At 65.4% G+C, this 14,835-nt stretch carries 15 protein-coding genes; 10 read left to right on the top strand and 5 right to left on the bottom strand.

Features of this window, described 5'->3' with window-relative positions:
- Positions 1 to 12: 12 nt before the first annotated feature.
- Positions 13 to 2,133 carry an NAD-dependent DNA ligase LigA gene (ligA, locus tag C3B44_RS06685; protein ID WP_108431692.1) on the top strand — a complete coding sequence of 707 codons (2,121 nt, stop codon included), beginning with the start codon at positions 13 to 15 and terminating at the stop codon, positions 2,131 to 2,133.
- A 5-nt stretch (positions 2,134 to 2,138) separates the two neighbouring features.
- Here the strand turns inward: ligA and C3B44_RS06680 are convergent, their stop codons facing one another.
- Positions 2,139 to 2,801, bottom strand: coding sequence for an ACT domain-containing protein (locus C3B44_RS06680; protein WP_108431691.1), 663 nt, complete (start codon positions 2,799 to 2,801; stop codon positions 2,139 to 2,141).
- A 164-nt stretch (positions 2,802 to 2,965) separates the two neighbouring features.
- On the opposite strand from C3B44_RS06680, the gene gatC reads away from it, so the two are divergent.
- The 4 genes from gatC to C3B44_RS06660 all read left to right on the top strand — a co-directional run bounded on the left by gatC (position 2,966) and on the right by C3B44_RS06660 (position 5,710).
- Complete coding sequence (gene gatC / locus C3B44_RS06675; RefSeq protein WP_108431690.1) at positions 2,966 to 3,268, top strand: Asp-tRNA(Asn)/Glu-tRNA(Gln) amidotransferase subunit GatC; 303 nt, start codon at positions 2,966 to 2,968, stop codon at positions 3,266 to 3,268.
- A gap of 3 nt (positions 3,269 to 3,271) precedes the next feature.
- Positions 3,272 to 4,753, top strand: a complete 1,482-nt coding sequence (gatA, locus tag C3B44_RS06670) for an Asp-tRNA(Asn)/Glu-tRNA(Gln) amidotransferase subunit GatA (protein WP_108431689.1) — start codon at positions 3,272 to 3,274, stop codon at positions 4,751 to 4,753.
- A 102-nt stretch (positions 4,754 to 4,855) separates the two neighbouring features.
- Positions 4,856 to 5,146, top strand: a complete 291-nt coding sequence (locus tag C3B44_RS06665; protein ID WP_108431688.1) for a hypothetical protein — start codon at positions 4,856 to 4,858, stop codon at positions 5,144 to 5,146.
- A gap of 12 nt (positions 5,147 to 5,158) precedes the next feature.
- Positions 5,159 to 5,710, top strand: a complete 552-nt coding sequence (locus tag C3B44_RS06660) for a hypothetical protein (RefSeq protein ID WP_108431687.1) — start codon at positions 5,159 to 5,161, stop codon at positions 5,708 to 5,710.
- Between the two features lie 286 nt (positions 5,711 to 5,996).
- On the opposite strand, the gene C3B44_RS06655 is transcribed toward C3B44_RS06660, so the two are convergent.
- Positions 5,997 to 6,320 (bottom strand): hypothetical protein, encoded by a 324-nt coding sequence (locus C3B44_RS06655; RefSeq protein ID WP_108431686.1) that lies wholly within the window; start codon positions 6,318 to 6,320, stop codon positions 5,997 to 5,999.
- A gap of 69 nt (positions 6,321 to 6,389) precedes the next feature.
- Here C3B44_RS06655 and C3B44_RS06650 point away from each other — a divergent pair, with 69 nt between their 5' ends.
- From C3B44_RS06650 to mgrA, 5 genes are all read left to right on the top strand, one after another.
- The gene (locus C3B44_RS06650) at positions 6,390 to 7,754 is read left to right on the top strand and encodes a DHA2 family efflux MFS transporter permease subunit (RefSeq protein WP_108431685.1); all 1,365 of its coding nucleotides are present in this window, start codon (positions 6,390 to 6,392) and stop codon (positions 7,752 to 7,754) included.
- 5 nt (positions 7,755 to 7,759) lie between these two features.
- Positions 7,760 to 8,791, top strand: coding sequence for a 6-phosphofructokinase (locus C3B44_RS06645; RefSeq protein ID WP_108431684.1), 1,032 nt, complete (start codon positions 7,760 to 7,762; stop codon positions 8,789 to 8,791).
- 67 nt (positions 8,792 to 8,858) lie between these two features.
- The gene (gatB, locus tag C3B44_RS06640) at positions 8,859 to 10,373 is read left to right on the top strand and encodes an Asp-tRNA(Asn)/Glu-tRNA(Gln) amidotransferase subunit GatB (RefSeq protein WP_199222377.1); all 1,515 of its coding nucleotides are present in this window, start codon (positions 8,859 to 8,861) and stop codon (positions 10,371 to 10,373) included.
- A gap of 250 nt (positions 10,374 to 10,623) precedes the next feature.
- Positions 10,624 to 11,919, top strand: a complete 1,296-nt coding sequence (locus C3B44_RS06635; protein WP_108431682.1) for a YkvI family membrane protein — start codon at positions 10,624 to 10,626, stop codon at positions 11,917 to 11,919.
- A 57-nt stretch (positions 11,920 to 11,976) separates the two neighbouring features.
- A complete protein-coding gene (mgrA, locus tag C3B44_RS06630; RefSeq protein WP_412841938.1) occupies positions 11,977 to 13,032 on the top strand; it encodes an L-glyceraldehyde 3-phosphate reductase in 1,056 nt (351 codons plus the stop codon).
- Here the strand turns inward: mgrA and C3B44_RS11930 are convergent.
- The 3 genes from C3B44_RS11930 to C3B44_RS06620 all read right to left on the bottom strand — a co-directional run bounded on the left by C3B44_RS11930 (position 13,029) and on the right by C3B44_RS06620 (position 14,751).
- Positions 13,029 to 13,316, bottom strand: a complete 288-nt coding sequence (locus C3B44_RS11930; RefSeq protein ID WP_235840355.1) for a MarR family winged helix-turn-helix transcriptional regulator — start codon at positions 13,314 to 13,316, stop codon at positions 13,029 to 13,031. The genes mgrA and C3B44_RS11930 overlap by 4 nt on opposite strands.
- Positions 13,316 to 13,552, bottom strand: coding sequence for a hypothetical protein (locus C3B44_RS11925; RefSeq protein WP_235840354.1), 237 nt, complete (start codon positions 13,550 to 13,552; stop codon positions 13,316 to 13,318). The genes C3B44_RS11930 and C3B44_RS11925 overlap by 1 nt, the downstream gene beginning before the upstream one ends.
- Positions 13,553 to 13,671: 119 nt before the next feature.
- A complete protein-coding gene (locus C3B44_RS06620; RefSeq protein ID WP_108432597.1) occupies positions 13,672 to 14,751 on the bottom strand; it encodes a glutathione S-transferase family protein in 1,080 nt (359 codons plus the stop codon).
- Between the last annotated feature and the right edge of the window lie 84 nt (positions 14,752 to 14,835).

The following is a 14,835-nucleotide window of genomic DNA, read 5'->3' as shown; positions in this document are numbered from 1 at the left end:
TAAAAATACAGAATGTTGGAAAACTCCGCAACGGCTATCCTCGGTGAAGTGATTGAGCCTTCGATTGACCCGGATGTGCACCGCCGGTGGAGCGAGCTGGCCGATGAGATCCGCCGCCACCGCGACCTCTACTACAACGGCCGCCCCGAGATCCCGAACGCGGATTTCGACGCGCTCTTCCGCGAGCTGCAGGAGATCGAAAACCAGTACCCGGAACTGGCGACGTCGGCATCTCCTACCCGCGAGGTGGGCGCACCTGCCCCGGAAGAGTCGAGCTTCGCCAACGTCAAGCACCTCGAGCGGATGATGAGCCTCGATAACGTCTTCGACGCCGCCGAGCTCGACGACTGGCTTAGCCGCACCCCAGCTGAGGCCTATCTCACCGAGCTCAAGGTCGACGGGGTCTCCATCGACCTCGTCTACCGCGACGGCGTGCTCGAGCGCGCCGCCACCCGCGGCGATGGCCGCATCGGTGAGGACATCACCGCCAACGCACGGGTCATCGACACCATCCCGCACGAGTTGAAGGGCGACGCCCCAGCGCTCATCGAGGTGCGCGGCGAGATCTACATCCGCCCCGAGGACTTCCACGAGATCAACGCCGAGCGCCACGAGGCCTGGGTGAAGACCTCCGAGAAGGCGCGCGACCAGGGCCGGCGGCAGCCGAAGAAGCCGGAGCCTTTCGCCAACCCGCGCAACACCGCGGCCGGGGGCTTACGCCAGAAGAACACTGCCGAGGTGAAGAAGCGGCGCCTGCGTTTCGTCGCCCACGGCATCGGCGCGCGCGAGGGCTTCGACGTCGACTCGCAGCACGAGGCCTACCGCATGCTCGCCGAGTACGGCCTGCCGGTCAGCCCCTACACCGAAAGGGTGACCGATACCAAGGCGGTGCAGGAGAAAGTCGCCTACTGGGCGGAGCATCGCCACGACGCGGAATTTGAGATGGACGGCGTCGTTATCAAGGTTAATTCCTTGTCCGAGCAGCGTGGCTACGGCGCGACCTCGCGCGCGCCGCGCTGGGCGATCGCCTACAAGTACCCGCCGGAGGAGGTCTCCACCCCGCTGCGCGACATCATGGTCGGCGTAGGGCGCACCGGTAGGGTCACCCCTTTCGCGTGGCTGGTGCCGAAGCTGGTCTCCGGGTCGACGGTCTCCATGGCTACCCTGCACAACCAGTCCGAGGTCGAGCGCAAGGGAGTGCTCATCGGCGATACCGTGATCATCCGCAAAGCCGGCGAGATCATCCCGGAGGTGTTGGGCCCGGTCGTCGAGAAGCGAGACGGCACCGAGCGCACCTACCGTTTCCCCACGCTGTGCCCCTCGTGCGGCACGCGGCTCGCCCCGCAGCGCGAGGGCGACGCCGACTGGCACTGCCCGAACGCCCGCTTCTGTCCGGCGCAGCTGGTCGCGCGGCTGACGTATATCGCCGGTCGCGGCGCCTTCGACATCGAGGCGCTGGGGGAGAAGGGCGCGCTCGATCTCATCCGCAGCGGGGTGCTTAACGACGAAGCCGGTCTGTTCGACCTCGACACCGCCGCACTCGAGCAGACGCGCGTCTACACCACCACCAAAGGCACCGTGAACGCCACCGGCAAGAAGCTCCTCGAGCACCTGGAGAGCGCGCGGCACACCGAGCTGTGGCGCGTGCTCGTCGCATTGTCGATCAGGCACGTCGGCCCGACCGCCGCCCGCGCCCTCGCCGCCCGCTATGGATCGATGCGCGCGCTGCGGGAGGCCAGTGCCGCAGACCTCGCGGAGACCGACGGCGTCGGCCAGATCATCGCGGAATCGCTCAAGGCGTGGTTCGAGGTGGATTGGCACGTCGCTATCGTCGAGGCTTGGGAGCGCGCCGGGGTCTCCATGGAAGACGATCAGTCCGAGCGTGCCGAGCAGACCCTCGAGGGGCTCACCCTCGTGGTCACCGGAACGCTGGAGAACTACAGCCGGGATAAGGCCAAGGAGGCGATCCTGGCGCGCGGGGGCAAGGCGAGCGGGTCGGTGTCGAAGAAGACCGACTACGTCGTGGTCGGCGAAAACGCCGGCTCGAAGGAGCAGAAGGCCCGCGATCTCGGCGTGACCATCCTGGATGAGGCGCAGTTCGACAAGCTTTTGGAGACCGGCGGCATCGACTAGGTGGGCTAGTCCAGCAGCGCGCCGATGATGGTGGCCACCTCGCCGAGGTGCGAGACCTCGCTGGCCAAGAAATCCGGCCCGCCGAGACGCCCGATGACCAGCAGCAGCCCGGTATCGGCCAGCGGCGCGGCGGCCAGCGCGGTCTCAAGCACGGTCCACGACTCGGGCACCCAGGCATCGCTGCCCTCCGGATCGAGCGGGCGCGAGTGCGCGATCTCGATGTCAGCGGGCACCGAACCGTCTTCTTCCGGCGCGGCCTCGGAGGCCGCCAGCCGGCGCACCTCGCCTTCGGTGTCGAGCACGAGCGCCCACGAGGCGGTCATGGTGCGCGGCATCACGGGCACGAAGGTCTCGACGGCGCGCGTGCGATTCCCACCCGCGCGGGCGATATCGGCGAGCATGGTGATCTGGCCGCGGCGATCCACCCGCCCGGAAAAAGGCCGGATCGAATCGACCTCGGTGCCGGGGACGCTATTCGAGGCCGTAATGAGCTCATCGGCCATCCGCCCCTGCGGCAGCTCGATCACGATGTCGTCGATGACGAAGCCGTCGGTGGCCTCGACGACGTCGACGGACCGGATGTTCGCGTCAGCACTACCGAAGGCTTCCGCGAGGGCTCCGAGTGCGCCCGGTTCGTCGGGAAGTTGGACTCGGATCAAAAAGGACACGAAATGACTCCAGCGAGTGAGGTTAGCTTCTCAGCACACATACTGTATGAGGTGAACCACAGTTTTTCAATGCTCAGGGGCACCCGAGGCGGCGCTCGGCGCGCGGGGTGAGTGCAGTACCATGTCGGACGTAACCAACTGTAAGCCATGAAGGATAGGTAATCGTGCCCGAGATCACGCGTGACGAGGTAGCGCACCTCGCGAAGCTCTCCCGCCTCGCCTTGAGCGAGGAGGAGCTCGACCACTACGCCGAGCAGATCGACGACATCGTCGCCACGGTCAAGGCCGTGCAGAACGTCGATACCGACGGCGTGGAGCCGATGAGCCACCCGCACTCGATCCCCGCCGCCATGCGTAGCGACGAGGTCGTGCCCACCCTCACCGCCGAACAGGCCCTCGACCAGGCCCCGGCGGTGGAGGATCAGCGTTTCATGGTCCCGCAGATTCTCGGAGAGGACGGTCAATAAGCAATGACGGACTACACCACGCCCACCGAGGGACTCACCTCGCTGACCGCCGCCGAGCTCGCCGAGAAGATCCACGCCCGCGACATCACCTCGCGCGAGGTCACCCAGGCGCACCTCGATCGCATCGCCGAGATCGACGAGACCATCGGCGCCTTCTTGCACGTGGGCGCCGAAGAGGCCCTCGCCGCCGCCGACGCCGTCGATCAGGCCCTCGCCAGCGGCGAGGAGCCGGCCTCCCCGCTGGCCGGCGTGCCGCTGGCGCTGAAAGACCTGTTTACCACCACCGATGCCCCGACCACCGCGGCATCCAAGATCCTCGAAGGCTACCGCGCGCCCTATGACGCGACCGTGACCAAGCGTCTGCGCGAGGCGGGCATCCCGATCCTCGGCAAGACCAACCTGGATGAGTTCGCCATGGGCTCGACCACCGAAAACTCCGCCTTCCAGGTCACCCGCAACCCGCACAACATCGAGCACAGCCCGGGCGGCTCGGGCGGCGGTTCCGCGGCCGCGCTCGCCTCCGGCCAGACCCCACTGGCGATCGGCACCGACACCGGCGGTTCCATCCGCCAGCCGGCCGCGCTGACCGGCACCGTCGGCGTGAAGCCGACCTATGGCACCGTCTCGCGCTACGGCATGATCGCGTGCGCCTCCTCTTTGGACCAAGGCGGCCCGACGGCGCGCACGGTGCTCGACACCGCGCTGCTGCACGAGGTTATCGCTGGTCATGACGGATTTGATGGGACGAGCGTCGATAAGCCCGTCGCCCCAGTCGTGGCCGCCGCCCGCGAGGGGGCTCGCGGGGATCTCTCCGGCGTGCGCGTCGGCGTGATCAAGCAGTTCGACCGCGACGGCTGGCAGGACGGCGTGCTGGAGAACTACCACCGCGCGGTGGAAAAACTCGTCGAGCTGGGCGCCGAGACCGTCGAGGTCGACTGCCCGCACTTCGAGGACGCGTTGAGCGCCTACTACCTCATCCTGCCCTCGGAGGTCTCGAGCAACCTCGCGCGTTTCGACGGCATGCGCTACGGCCAGCGCGTCGGCGACGACGGAACCCACTCCGCCGAGCAGGTCATGTCGCTGACCCGCGCCGCGGGCTTCGGCCCAGAGGTCAAGCGGCGCATCATGCTGGGCACCTACGCGCTGAGCGTCGGCTACTACGACGCCTACTACCTGCAGGCCCAGCGCGTGCGCCAGCTCATCGCCCAGGACTTCGCGAAGGCCTTCGAGGCCGCCGACGTCCTGGTCGGCCCGACCGCCCCGGCGACCGCGCCGAAGCTCGGCGAGCTCACCGACGACCCGTTGAAGATGTACAACTTCGACCTGTCGACGCTGCCGCTCAACCTCGCCGGCCTGCCGGGCATGTCCGTGCCCACCGGCACCGACGCGGCCGACGGGCTGCCCACCGGCATGCAGCTGATGGCCCCGGCATTTGCCGACGACCGCCTCTACCGCGTCGGCGCCGCCTACGAAGCGGCCCGCTAGTTCGCGCGCTAGTTCGATGAGGAAAGCTTCACGCTAGCCTCACGGAGGTTTCGCCTGGCGGTTCGATACTGGTGATCGTGCGATGACGAAAGGATCACCACCATGACCGCCATGGTCAGCCCCCGCACCACCGTCCGCTCCACCACGGCCCTCGACGCCAACGAAGCGGCCTGGACCGGCGCCCGCCGCGAGATCGCGCTGCCCGGGCCCATTCAGTTCGCCTACACCACCCGGTTTGTCTCACAGAGGGTGGCCGCCGCGCCGGCTGACTTCCGCCTCATCGCGGGTGCCGAAGTCCACTCCTGCGTCGGCGACGTGGCCATCGCGAAGATCACGCACATCGAAAACCACAAGCGCGTCGAGACGCCCTCCTCCCGCAAGGCCATCCTGTAGCCGGAGAAGCTGGTGGCGCTCGCCTACGGGGATCGCTACGCCGCCGATCAGTTCGTGGCGCAGGTGCCCGCGGACCTGCGTCCGTGCCACCTGGTGGCCGCCGGTGGAGTAGCCGGCGTGGCGACCGAGATGCATGCCAAGCTCATCGGCCCCACGGAGATTGAACCCATCGGCCTACTTGCCGATCACAACGGCATCGTCAACCTGCTCGCCTGCGCCCCGTACGCGAACCTGCCGGTGCTCTCCGCACCGCGGCAGCGCCCGCGCGTCATCGCGGTGCTGGGCACGTTGATGAACTCCGGCAAGTCCACCGTCATGTCCTGCGCGATCAACGGCTTGATGCGCGCCGGTAAGGACCGTATGCACTACCTGGATGCCGGCGCGGCCGAGGCGATCGACTTGACCGACTTCGGCTACGCCACCACCTTCAAGCTCAACTTCGAGGCCATCCGCGCGCTGAGCGTCTACATGGTCGACACGCTCGGCGCATACAACGACATCGTCGTGGTCGAAAGCACCCTCATAGAAAGGAGTCTCACGCGGTCGAAACCAGGACTCCTTTAGGGGTGGCTCCTTTCGACCAGCGCTAGCGCAACACGCACGCGGGCTAACCGAAGGTCCTCCGGCACCCAGGAGCGCCACCCCAATCCACGCACTAACCTCATCCGTCACAGCAGAAACTTAAACGCTGTTTAACCAGATGCCTGGTCGAAAGGACCCTCATAGAAAGGAGTCTCACGCGGTCGAAACCAGGACGCCTTTAGGGGTGGCTCCTTTCGACCAGCGCTAGCGCACTATAACCCAACAAACCTAAACCAAGCTCAAACCAAGCCCAAACCCCAGCAGAGCCCTACGCTCGGTCCGAGACCGCCCAGGCCGCCCCAGACGTCACGGCAGTCACGGCCAGCACTGCCGGCCAGGAGCCGATCTTCTTTGCCAGCGGGTGGGAGGCGCCGAACGCGCCGACATACAGCGCGCTCAAACCGGCGGTGGTCAGAGCATCCGTCTTCTTGGCCCAGCTCCGCCCTGCCCAAAGACCGGCGGCGGCCAGGACCGCCCCGCCGAGCGGGCGGATGCCGGTCTCACGGGCGGTGAGCCATCCGCCGACCAGACCCAGGGCGGTCACGGCAGCGGTGTTGACGTTTTCAGGTTTCTTGATGTCGATCATTGCCATATTCCTCGAGCTTAGCCGGCCTGCCATACCTGCCGCTCGAACCAGCTCAGCGCTCTAGGATGAATCGAGATGACCGCAGAAACCGAACACAACCTCCCCGCAGCGTGGCGTGCGCTCGCGGCGCTCAGCCTCGGGTTTTTCATGTCCCTGCTGGACCAGACCACTGTCGCCGTCGCGCTGCCGACGATCGCCGCCGAGTTCGACGTAGGCTACGCCACTGCCGCCTGGGTGTCCTCGGCGTATCTGCTCGCGGTGGTGGTGCCGCTGGTGGTCTCTGGCCGCCTCGGCGATCGTTTCGGCCACCGTCGATTGTTCCTCGGCGGCATCGCGGTGTTCACCGCCGGGGCGGTGGCCTCGGCGAGTGCTTCAGGCATCACGCTGCTCATCGTCTGCCGCTTCATCCAGGGCTTGGGCGCGGCGGCGCTGATGCCGCAGACCATGGCCGTGATCAACCAGGTCTTCCCGCGCTCTCGACGTGGCGCCGCCTACGGTGCCTGGGGCGTCGTCGGCTCGCTGGCTGCGCTGACCGGCCCGGTGCTCGCCGGCATTCTCGTCGCCTCCGGTGGATGGCGCGCGATCTTCTGGCTGCACCTGCCGCTGGGGATCGCCGCCCTCATCCTGGGGGCGCTGTGGATCCCGCGCGGCATTCGGCATAAGACGCCGATCGACGCCCTGTCCGTCTTCTACTCGTTGCTGGGACTTACGGCTGTCGTCACCGCCGTCCAGGAGGGACTCGATTCGCCCGCGCTGATCCTTCTCGGTGTCGTCGGACTCGCCGCCGTCGTCGCCTTTCTCTTGCGCCAGCGTCGCCCGGGCGCGCTCATCCCGCTGCGGCTGTTTTCCGTGCGGAACTTCTCCGTCGGCGTGGGTACCATCGTCGTGATGGGGGTAGTCGCCTCGTCCACCCTGATTCCGCTCATGGCGTGGCTGCAGGACGTACGTGGCCTCGGTGCGGATGCGGCCGGCTGGTTCGCCGCCCCGATGGCTGTGGTCGGATTCGTCATGGGACCGATCTGCGGCATCCTGTCTGATCGCGTGCCACCTAAAACCATGCACCTCATCGGCTTTACGATCCTCGGTATCGCCCTGACCAGCATGGCCGTCGGCATGTATATCGATGCCCCGCTGTGGTTCATTGTGCTCACGGTCACCGGGCTCGGTTTCGGCCAATCCTTCATCTGGGCCGCCAACGCCGCGGCGGTGCTCGGCGACATCCCCGGCCCGGACATGGGCGCCGCTTCCGGGGTGTACAACACCTCCCGCCAGCTCGGTGGTGTCGTCGGCGTCGCCATAACCGGCGCGGTCTTAGCGACGGCCGGCGCCGCACCCGCCCTGTTCGTGCTCGCCGGGGTCGTTTTTGCTGGGCTTATTGCCGCCGGATGGTTTAGATCGCCGGGTATGCCCGGCCGAGAAGCAGCAAACGCGTTAGAGTAACTGACATGCGCCTTGCCACCCTGACCTCCGGAGGCGACTGCCCCGGACTGAACGCCGTCATCCGCAGCATTGTCCGCACCGCCAGCGCCGAGTATGGCTCCACGGTCGTCGGATACCAGGACGGCTGGGTCGGTCTGCTCGAGGACCGCCGGCTCGACCTGTACGACGATGAGGAGATCGACCGTATCCTGCTGCGCGGCGGCACTATTCTGGGTACCGGCCGCCTGCACCCGGATAAGTTCCGCAATGGCCTCGACCAGATCAAGGCGAACCTCGAGGACGCCGGGATTGACGCCCTGATCCCCATCGGCGGCGAGGGCACCCTCAAGGGTGCGAAGTGGCTGAGTGATAATGGCATCCCGGTCGTCGGCGTCCCGAAGACCATCGACAACGACGTCAACGGCACCGACTACACCTTCGGCTTCGACACCGCCGTCTCGGTCGCTACTGACGCCATCGACCGTCTGCACACCACCGCGGAGTCGCATGACCGAGTGATGATCGTTGAGGTCATGGGCCGGCACGTCGGCTGGATCGCGCTGCACGCGGGCATGGCCGGTGGCGCGCACTACACCGTGATCCCGGAGGTTCCCTTCGACATCGACGAGATCGTCAAGGCCATGCAGCGCCGTTTCCAGATGGGGGAGAAGTACGGCATCATCGTCGTCGCCGAGGGCGCGACCCCGAAGGAGGGCACCATCGACTACGACGAGGGCGAGGTCGACCAGTACGGCCACAAGACCTTCGTCGGCATGGGCCAGCTCATCGGCGACGAGATCAAGCGCCGCGTCGGCCAGGACGTGCGCACTACGGTGCTCGGCCACATCCAGCGCGGCGGCACCCCGACGGCCTATGACCGTGTGCTCGCCACCCGCTACGGCGCGAATGCTGCCCGCGCTGTACACGAGGGCAAGTTCGGCAGCTGCGTCGCCTTGCACGGTGAGGAGATCGAGCTCATCGATCTCGCCAATGCCGTCGACGAGCTTAAGACAGTGCCGCAGCACCGCTACGAGCTCGCCCAGTGGATGTTCGGCTAAGCCCCTGCCGAAAGACCCCTGCCACCGAACGAGCCCCTGCCGCGCACGTCCCGGGCTGCGCGGTAGGATGTGTGCCATGACTGCAGCCACCTATGATCTGATGGATTTTGACGAGGTCCTCGAAAAATACGACCCAGTGATGGGCTTGGAGGTCCACGTCGAGCTGTCCACCGGCACGAAGATGTTTTCCTCCTCGTCGGCCGCGTTCGGTGATGAGCCGAACTCTAACGTCGATCCGGTCTCGCTGGGCCTTCCCGGTGCGCTGCCGGTCGTCAACGAGAAGGGCGTGGAATACGCCATCAAGATCGGGCTCGCCTTGAATTGCTCGATCGCGGAGTCTTCGCGCTTCGCCCGGAAGAACTACTTTTACCCGGACCAGCCGAAGAACTACCAGATCTCGCAGTATGACGAGCCCATTGCCTACGACGGCTACCTCGACGTCGTCCTCGGGGACGGCACCGAGTGGCGCGTCGAGATCGAGCGCGCCCACATGGAGGAAGATACCGGCAAGCTCACTCACTTGGGTGGCGCCTCGGGCCGCATCCACGGTGCCACCGCCTCGCTGGTGGACTGCAACCGCGCGGGCGTGCCTCTCATTGAGATCGTCACCAAGCCGATCGAGGGCGCCGGCGAGCGTGCCCCGGAGGTCGCCAAGGCCTATGTCGGCGCGCTGCGCGAGCTCGTCGCCGCGCTCGGGGTCTCCGATGCCCGGATGGATCAGGGCTCCATGCGTTGCGACGCCAACCTCTCCCTGCGTCCGGTGGGCGAGAAGGAGTTCGGCACCCGCACCGAGACCAAGAACATCAACTCGCTGCGTTCGGTCGAGCAGGCCATCCGCTTCGAGATGCAGCGCCAAGCCGCGGTGCTGAGCGAGGGCGGCGAGATCGTCCAGGAGACCCGCCACTACCAGGAGGCGGACGGATCGACCTCCAAGGGCCGTCCGAAGGAGACCGCGGAGGATTACCGCTACTTCAACGACCCGGACCTGCCCCCGGTGCACGCGCCGGCCGAGTGGGTCGAGCAGATCCGCGAGACCCTGCCGGAGATGCCGTGGCTGCGCCGCGCCCGCATCCAAAAGGAGTGGGGCATCGGCGATAAGGAGATGCGTGACCTGGTCAATGCCGGAGCGCTCGATCTCATCATCGAGACCACCGAGCACGGAGCCTCCGCCGACGAGGCCCGCTCCTGGTGGGTGTCCTACCTGGCCGGCAAGGCCAACGAGCAGGAGGTCGACCTGGCGGACCTCGAGATCACCCCGGCGCAGGTCGCCCGCGTCATCGAGTTGGTACGCGACGGCAAGCTGACCACGAAGATGGGCCGCCAGGCGGTGGATGGAGTGCTCGCGGGCGAGGGAGACGTCGATAAGGTCGTCGCCGACCGGGGCCTCGAGGTCGTGCGTGACGACGGCGCCATCGAGGCCGCCGTCGACGAGGCGCTGGCCGCGAACCCGGATATCGTCGAGAAGTACCGGGCCGGAAACAAGAAGGTCACCGGGGCGATTGTCGGCGCCGTGATGAAGGCGACGAAGGGTAAGGCGGATCCGAAGCAGGTCAACCAGCTCATTGCTAAAAAGTTGAACTAACTTCACTTTCAGCCCACACATGGGAGCCATCATTAAGGGGTACTGGGAAACCAGTGCCCCTTTCCTGTGTATTAGCTGTATGAATTACGCAGGGGTGATGAAAGCAACTCCGGGAACCGCTGTGATTACGGTTGATAGACGCTGTTAGCCTGGTACGGTAGTTCAACCGTAAATACCTATTGATTCCGCCCTCCACGTTTTTCGGCGTGGCTAGGGCGGTCTTCCATGATTCAGAGGACGGTCTCCTTCAATGGTCAGAAAATCGCTTACCATTGCCCTCGCCTTTGTTGGCCTCTTGGTCGGTGCGGGCTTCGCCTCCGGTCAGGAGGTCATTCAGTACTTCATCGCTTTCGGCTACTCGGGCCTGATCGGTGTGATCGTCGCCGGCATCGTCATGACGCTCTCCGGCGGCCTGCTCTTCCAGCTTGGCTCCTACTATTTAGCGGGCGAGCACTCGACGGTGTTTCGTAACGCCACCCACCCGATCGTCTCGCGCTTCCTCGACATCACGACGATGCTCACCCTGTTCTGCATCGGCTTCGTGATGCTCGCCGGCGCCGGCTCCAACCTAGAGCAGCAGTTCGACACCCCCACCTGGCTTGGCTCGTTCATCATGGTCGTGGCCGTCATCGTGTCTGGTTTCCTGGACGTCGATAAGGTCACCAACGTGATCTCCGCGATCACCCCGCTGATCATCATCGCCGTGATCGCCGCCGGCATCATCACCATCCTGAACATGCCGAGCGATACTTCCGTGCTCGAGCCGCTGGCCCTCGAGCAGAACGAGGCGCAGGGCGTGCTGGGCAACTGGATCCTGTCCGCCGTCAACTACACCGCGATGGCGCTCATGCTGGGTCTGTCCATGATCCTCGTGATCGGCGGCAACTACTTCAACCCGCGCGAGGCCGGCGTCGGCGGACTCCTCGGCGGCTTCATGTTCTCCGCCCTTCTGGCCATCCTGGCGTTCATCCTCTTTTTCAACCTGCCGGAGGTCGACGGCAACGACTTCCCGCTGCTCGCCGTCTTCGACTCCATGCACCCGGCCATCGGCGTGATCGTCTCGCTGATCCTCTACGCGATGATCTACAACACCGCCATCGGCATGTTCTACGCCCTGGGTCGTCGCCTCTCCGCCGGGCACGAGGGCCGCTTCCGCGTCATCTTCATCGTGGTCACCCTCATCGGCTTCGTCATCTCCTTCGCTGGCTTCACCGACCTTATCGGCTGGGTCTATCCGCTCATCGGCTACATCGGCATCGCGATGCTCATCGCCCTGGGCATCTCCTGGCTGCGCAACCGCAAGCGCATCAGCTCCGAGATCTCGCGCCGCAAGAAGCTCGCCCAGCTCGCCGAGCTCGACCTCGACCCGGACGAAGGCCTGAGCAAGCAGCAGGAGCAGGAGGTCCGCGAGCTGGCCAAGGGCTCGCTCGTCGACGGCAAGGAACTCTGGCCGTCCGTCCAGGAAGAGGTCGCCCACGACCTCGACTCCAGCGGTAACTCGCGTTTCGACGCCGACCAGCGCCCCGACCTCAAGCAGGACGACTAGTTTCGCATCTAATCGTGGCAGAGGCTTCAGCGGCTGACGCACAATGGCCGCATGAGCATGTTCGAGCCTTATCTGCCTGCCTCCGACCGCTACGACCACGCCCAGTTTCGCCCGTGTGGTCGTAGCGGTCTCGTGCTTCCGCCGATCTCTTTGGGTCTGTGGCACAACTTCGGCGACGACCGGCCGGTATCCACCCAGCGCGAGATCATCCGCGCCGCCTTCGATAGGGGAGTGACCCACTTCGATCTCGCGAACAACTACGGCCCGCCGCCCGGGTCGGCGGAGGAGAATTTCGGGCGCATCCTGCGTCAGGATTTCCGCCATCACCGCGACGAGATGGTGCTGTCGTCGAAAGCCGGCTGGTACATGTGGGACGGCCCTTATGGTTTTGGCGGCTCGCGCAAGTATCTGATGAGCTCGCTGGATCAGTCGCTGGAGCGCCTGGGTGTGGATTATGTCGATATCTTCTACCACCACCGTCCGGATCCGGACACCCCGTTGGAGGAGACGATGCACGCCCTGCGCGATATCGTGCGCTGCGGCAAGGCCTTGTATGTCGGCATCTCCTCGTATGGCCCGGAACTGACGGCCAAAGCCGCCCGGATCATGGCGGAAGAAGGCGTCCCACTGCTGGTGCACCAGCCGAGCTATTCAATTCTGAACCGCTGGATTGAAAACCCGGGCGAAGACGGGCGTTCACTGCTCGAGGAAACCGCCGCCCATGGACTCGGCGTGATCGCGTTTTCGCCACTGGCGCAGGGGCTGCTGACCGATCGTTACCTCGATGGCGTGCCGGCTAGCTCCCGCGCTGGCGAGGGAAAGCTGGACGAGGATTTCTTAAGCGACGACAACCTCGACATGGCCCGCCGCCTCAACGAGCTGGCCGCCCAGCGCGGCCAGACGCTCGCCCAGATGGCGCTGGCGTGGGTGCTTCGCGACGAGCGCGTCACCTCCACCGTCATCGGCGCCTCGTCCGTCGACCAGCTCACCGCCAACCTCTCCGCGCTGGATAACCTCACCTTCAGCGACGACGAGCTGGCAGCCATCGATGACATCGCCCACGACGGCGGCATCAACCAGTGGGCAGGCGCGACGAATTCGCGGCTGCGTTAGTCTTCTTCTTCTGCGTCTTCGTCCTCTCGCTCGTCCGCCGAGGTCACGCGCGGCAGCGCCGGCGGATCGAGATGGGACAGGATCTTTCCTAATAGCGTGCCGAGCTGAAGGTTCTCTTCCGCCGAAAGGCCGTCGAAGACGAGCTCGAGGACCCGCTCGACGTGCCCGGGAGCGGCCTCTTGGAGGAACTTCCGGCCCTCGTCGGTGAGGCTGGCGATGTTGGTGCGTCGGTCGTCCTCGGAGGGCTGCCGGCGTACCCAGCCGCGGTTTTCCAAACGCGACACTATGTGCGAGAGCCGCGAGGGGGGGACATGTCGCAGGAGGCGGCGAGCTTAGTCATCGTCAGGGTTTTCTCGGGCGCCATTGAGATCTGCGCGAGGGCGTAGTAGTCGTGCAGATTGATTCCGCTATCCCGCTTCAGCTGCGCTTCCAACCTGGTAGGAAGCCATTCGAAGACGGACCACAGCGCGAGCCAGGTCTGCGCCTGCTCGGGGTTAAGCCAACGAGGTTCTGCATTCATGGCACGCGATTGTAATCTATGCTGCCTATGGAATTAACACCTCGATTAAGTGAATTTTGGTATAGGCCTCTTACCAGGAACGATGTCGGCCTAGACATCAGACGTCGGCGTGACGTTCGTTACTTCTGGAAGGGCTCCGGGTGTTTGACTTCCTCACCGGCCGGCACCGGACCCGGCAGCGTCGTGCCCTCGGCAAAAGGCGCGCCGCCGAAACGATCCCGGTCGTGCGGCTCGACGATCGGCGACATATCCGGGCCCACCGGCACCACGCGCGTCGGGTTGATCTCGCTGTGCGTGAAGTAGTAGTGCTCCTTAATCTCCTGGAAGTCGGTGGTATCGCCGAAGCCCGGCAGGGAGAACAGCTCCTTGAGGTAGTTCCAGAGGTTCGGCATCTGCGCGATCCGGTTGCGCGAGCACTTGAAGTGCCCCACGTAGACCGGATCGAAGCGCACCAGGGTGGGGTAGAGGTAGATGTCGGCGAGGGTGATGTGATCGCCGACCAAGAAGCGGTGCTTTCCGAGGTGATCCTCCAGCCAGTCGAGGGCCTCCCACAGGCGGTCATACGCCGACTCATAAGCCTCCTGAGAGCCGGCGAAGCCGCACCGGTAGACGCCGTTGTTGACTTCCTTGAACAGCCACGCGGCCATCTCGTCGATACGCTCACGGTGCTGCTCGGGGTAGAGATCCGGCGCGCCGGCGCGGTGGAATTCGCGCCACTGTAGCTGGAAGTCGATGGGGATCGACGGGAAGTCGTTGGTGACCACCTTGCGCGAGGAGATCTCGACGATGGCCGGCACCGTAATGCCCTTCGGGTAGTCGGGGAAGCGGTTGAGGTAGGCCTCGCGCAGGCGGTGTAGCCCGGTGGCGGGGTCCTTCTCGTCGGGATCTAAGTCGAAGACCCAGGAGCGCCAGTCATGCGTCGGGCCGGCCAGGCCGAGCGACAGCGCGTCTTCCAGCCCCAAAAGGCGGCGGGTAATCACAGTGCGGTGCGCCCACGGGCAGGCACGCGCGGCCATGAGGCGGTAGCGGTTCTTCTCGACGGGCCAGTGGAACGTCTGCTCCTGCGTCGGCTTAGGTTCGGAACCGGCAGGAAGATCAGCGACGATGCGGTCTTCGATGTAGCTGGTGTCGCGGACGAACTCGCCGTCGGGGGAGGCGTTCTTCGCGTCGCCGTCCCAGTCCTTCGTGGTGTTAGCCATGATCTGCACTCCTCCTAATGATGATGTGTCAACAACACTAGGGTGAAGCCTCGTCCGTGTCAACGCCTTGCTAGCCTGAGCAGG

The organism is Corynebacterium yudongzhengii (assembly GCF_003065405.1).
Classification (GTDB): Bacteria; Actinomycetota; Actinomycetes; order Mycobacteriales; family Mycobacteriaceae; genus Corynebacterium; species Corynebacterium yudongzhengii.
The sequence above is the reverse complement of the archived record's forward strand: the minus strand, read 5'-3'. Positions and strand labels throughout refer to the sequence as shown.

Bases quoted from the DNA above. Each gene is read 5' to 3' on its own strand.
- ligA (WP_108431692.1), top strand. From the start codon at position 13: ATGTTGGAAAACTCCGCAACGGCTATCCTCGGTGAAGTGATTGAGCCT.
- gatA (WP_108431689.1), top strand. From the start codon at position 3,272: ATGACGGACTACACCACGCCCACCGAGGGACTCACCTCGCTGACCGCC.
- C3B44_RS06665 (WP_108431688.1), top strand. From the start codon at position 4,856: ATGACCGCCATGGTCAGCCCCCGCACCACCGTCCGCTCCACCACGGCC.
- C3B44_RS06655 (WP_108431686.1), bottom strand. From the start codon at position 6,320: ATGGCAATGATCGACATCAAGAAACCTGAAAACGTCAACACCGCTGCC.
- C3B44_RS06650 (WP_108431685.1), top strand. From the start codon at position 6,390: ATGACCGCAGAAACCGAACACAACCTCCCCGCAGCGTGGCGTGCGCTC.
- C3B44_RS06645 (WP_108431684.1), top strand. From the start codon at position 7,760: ATGCGCCTTGCCACCCTGACCTCCGGAGGCGACTGCCCCGGACTGAAC.
- gatB (WP_199222377.1), top strand. From the start codon at position 8,859: ATGTGTGCCATGACTGCAGCCACCTATGATCTGATGGATTTTGACGAG.
- C3B44_RS06635 (WP_108431682.1), top strand. From the start codon at position 10,624: ATGGTCAGAAAATCGCTTACCATTGCCCTCGCCTTTGTTGGCCTCTTG.
- mgrA (WP_412841938.1), top strand. From the start codon at position 11,977: ATGTTCGAGCCTTATCTGCCTGCCTCCGACCGCTACGACCACGCCCAG.
- C3B44_RS11925 (WP_235840354.1), bottom strand. From the start codon at position 13,552: ATGAATGCAGAACCTCGTTGGCTTAACCCCGAGCAGGCGCAGACCTGG.
- C3B44_RS06620 (WP_108432597.1), bottom strand. From the start codon at position 14,751: ATGGCTAACACCACGAAGGACTGGGACGGCGACGCGAAGAACGCCTCC.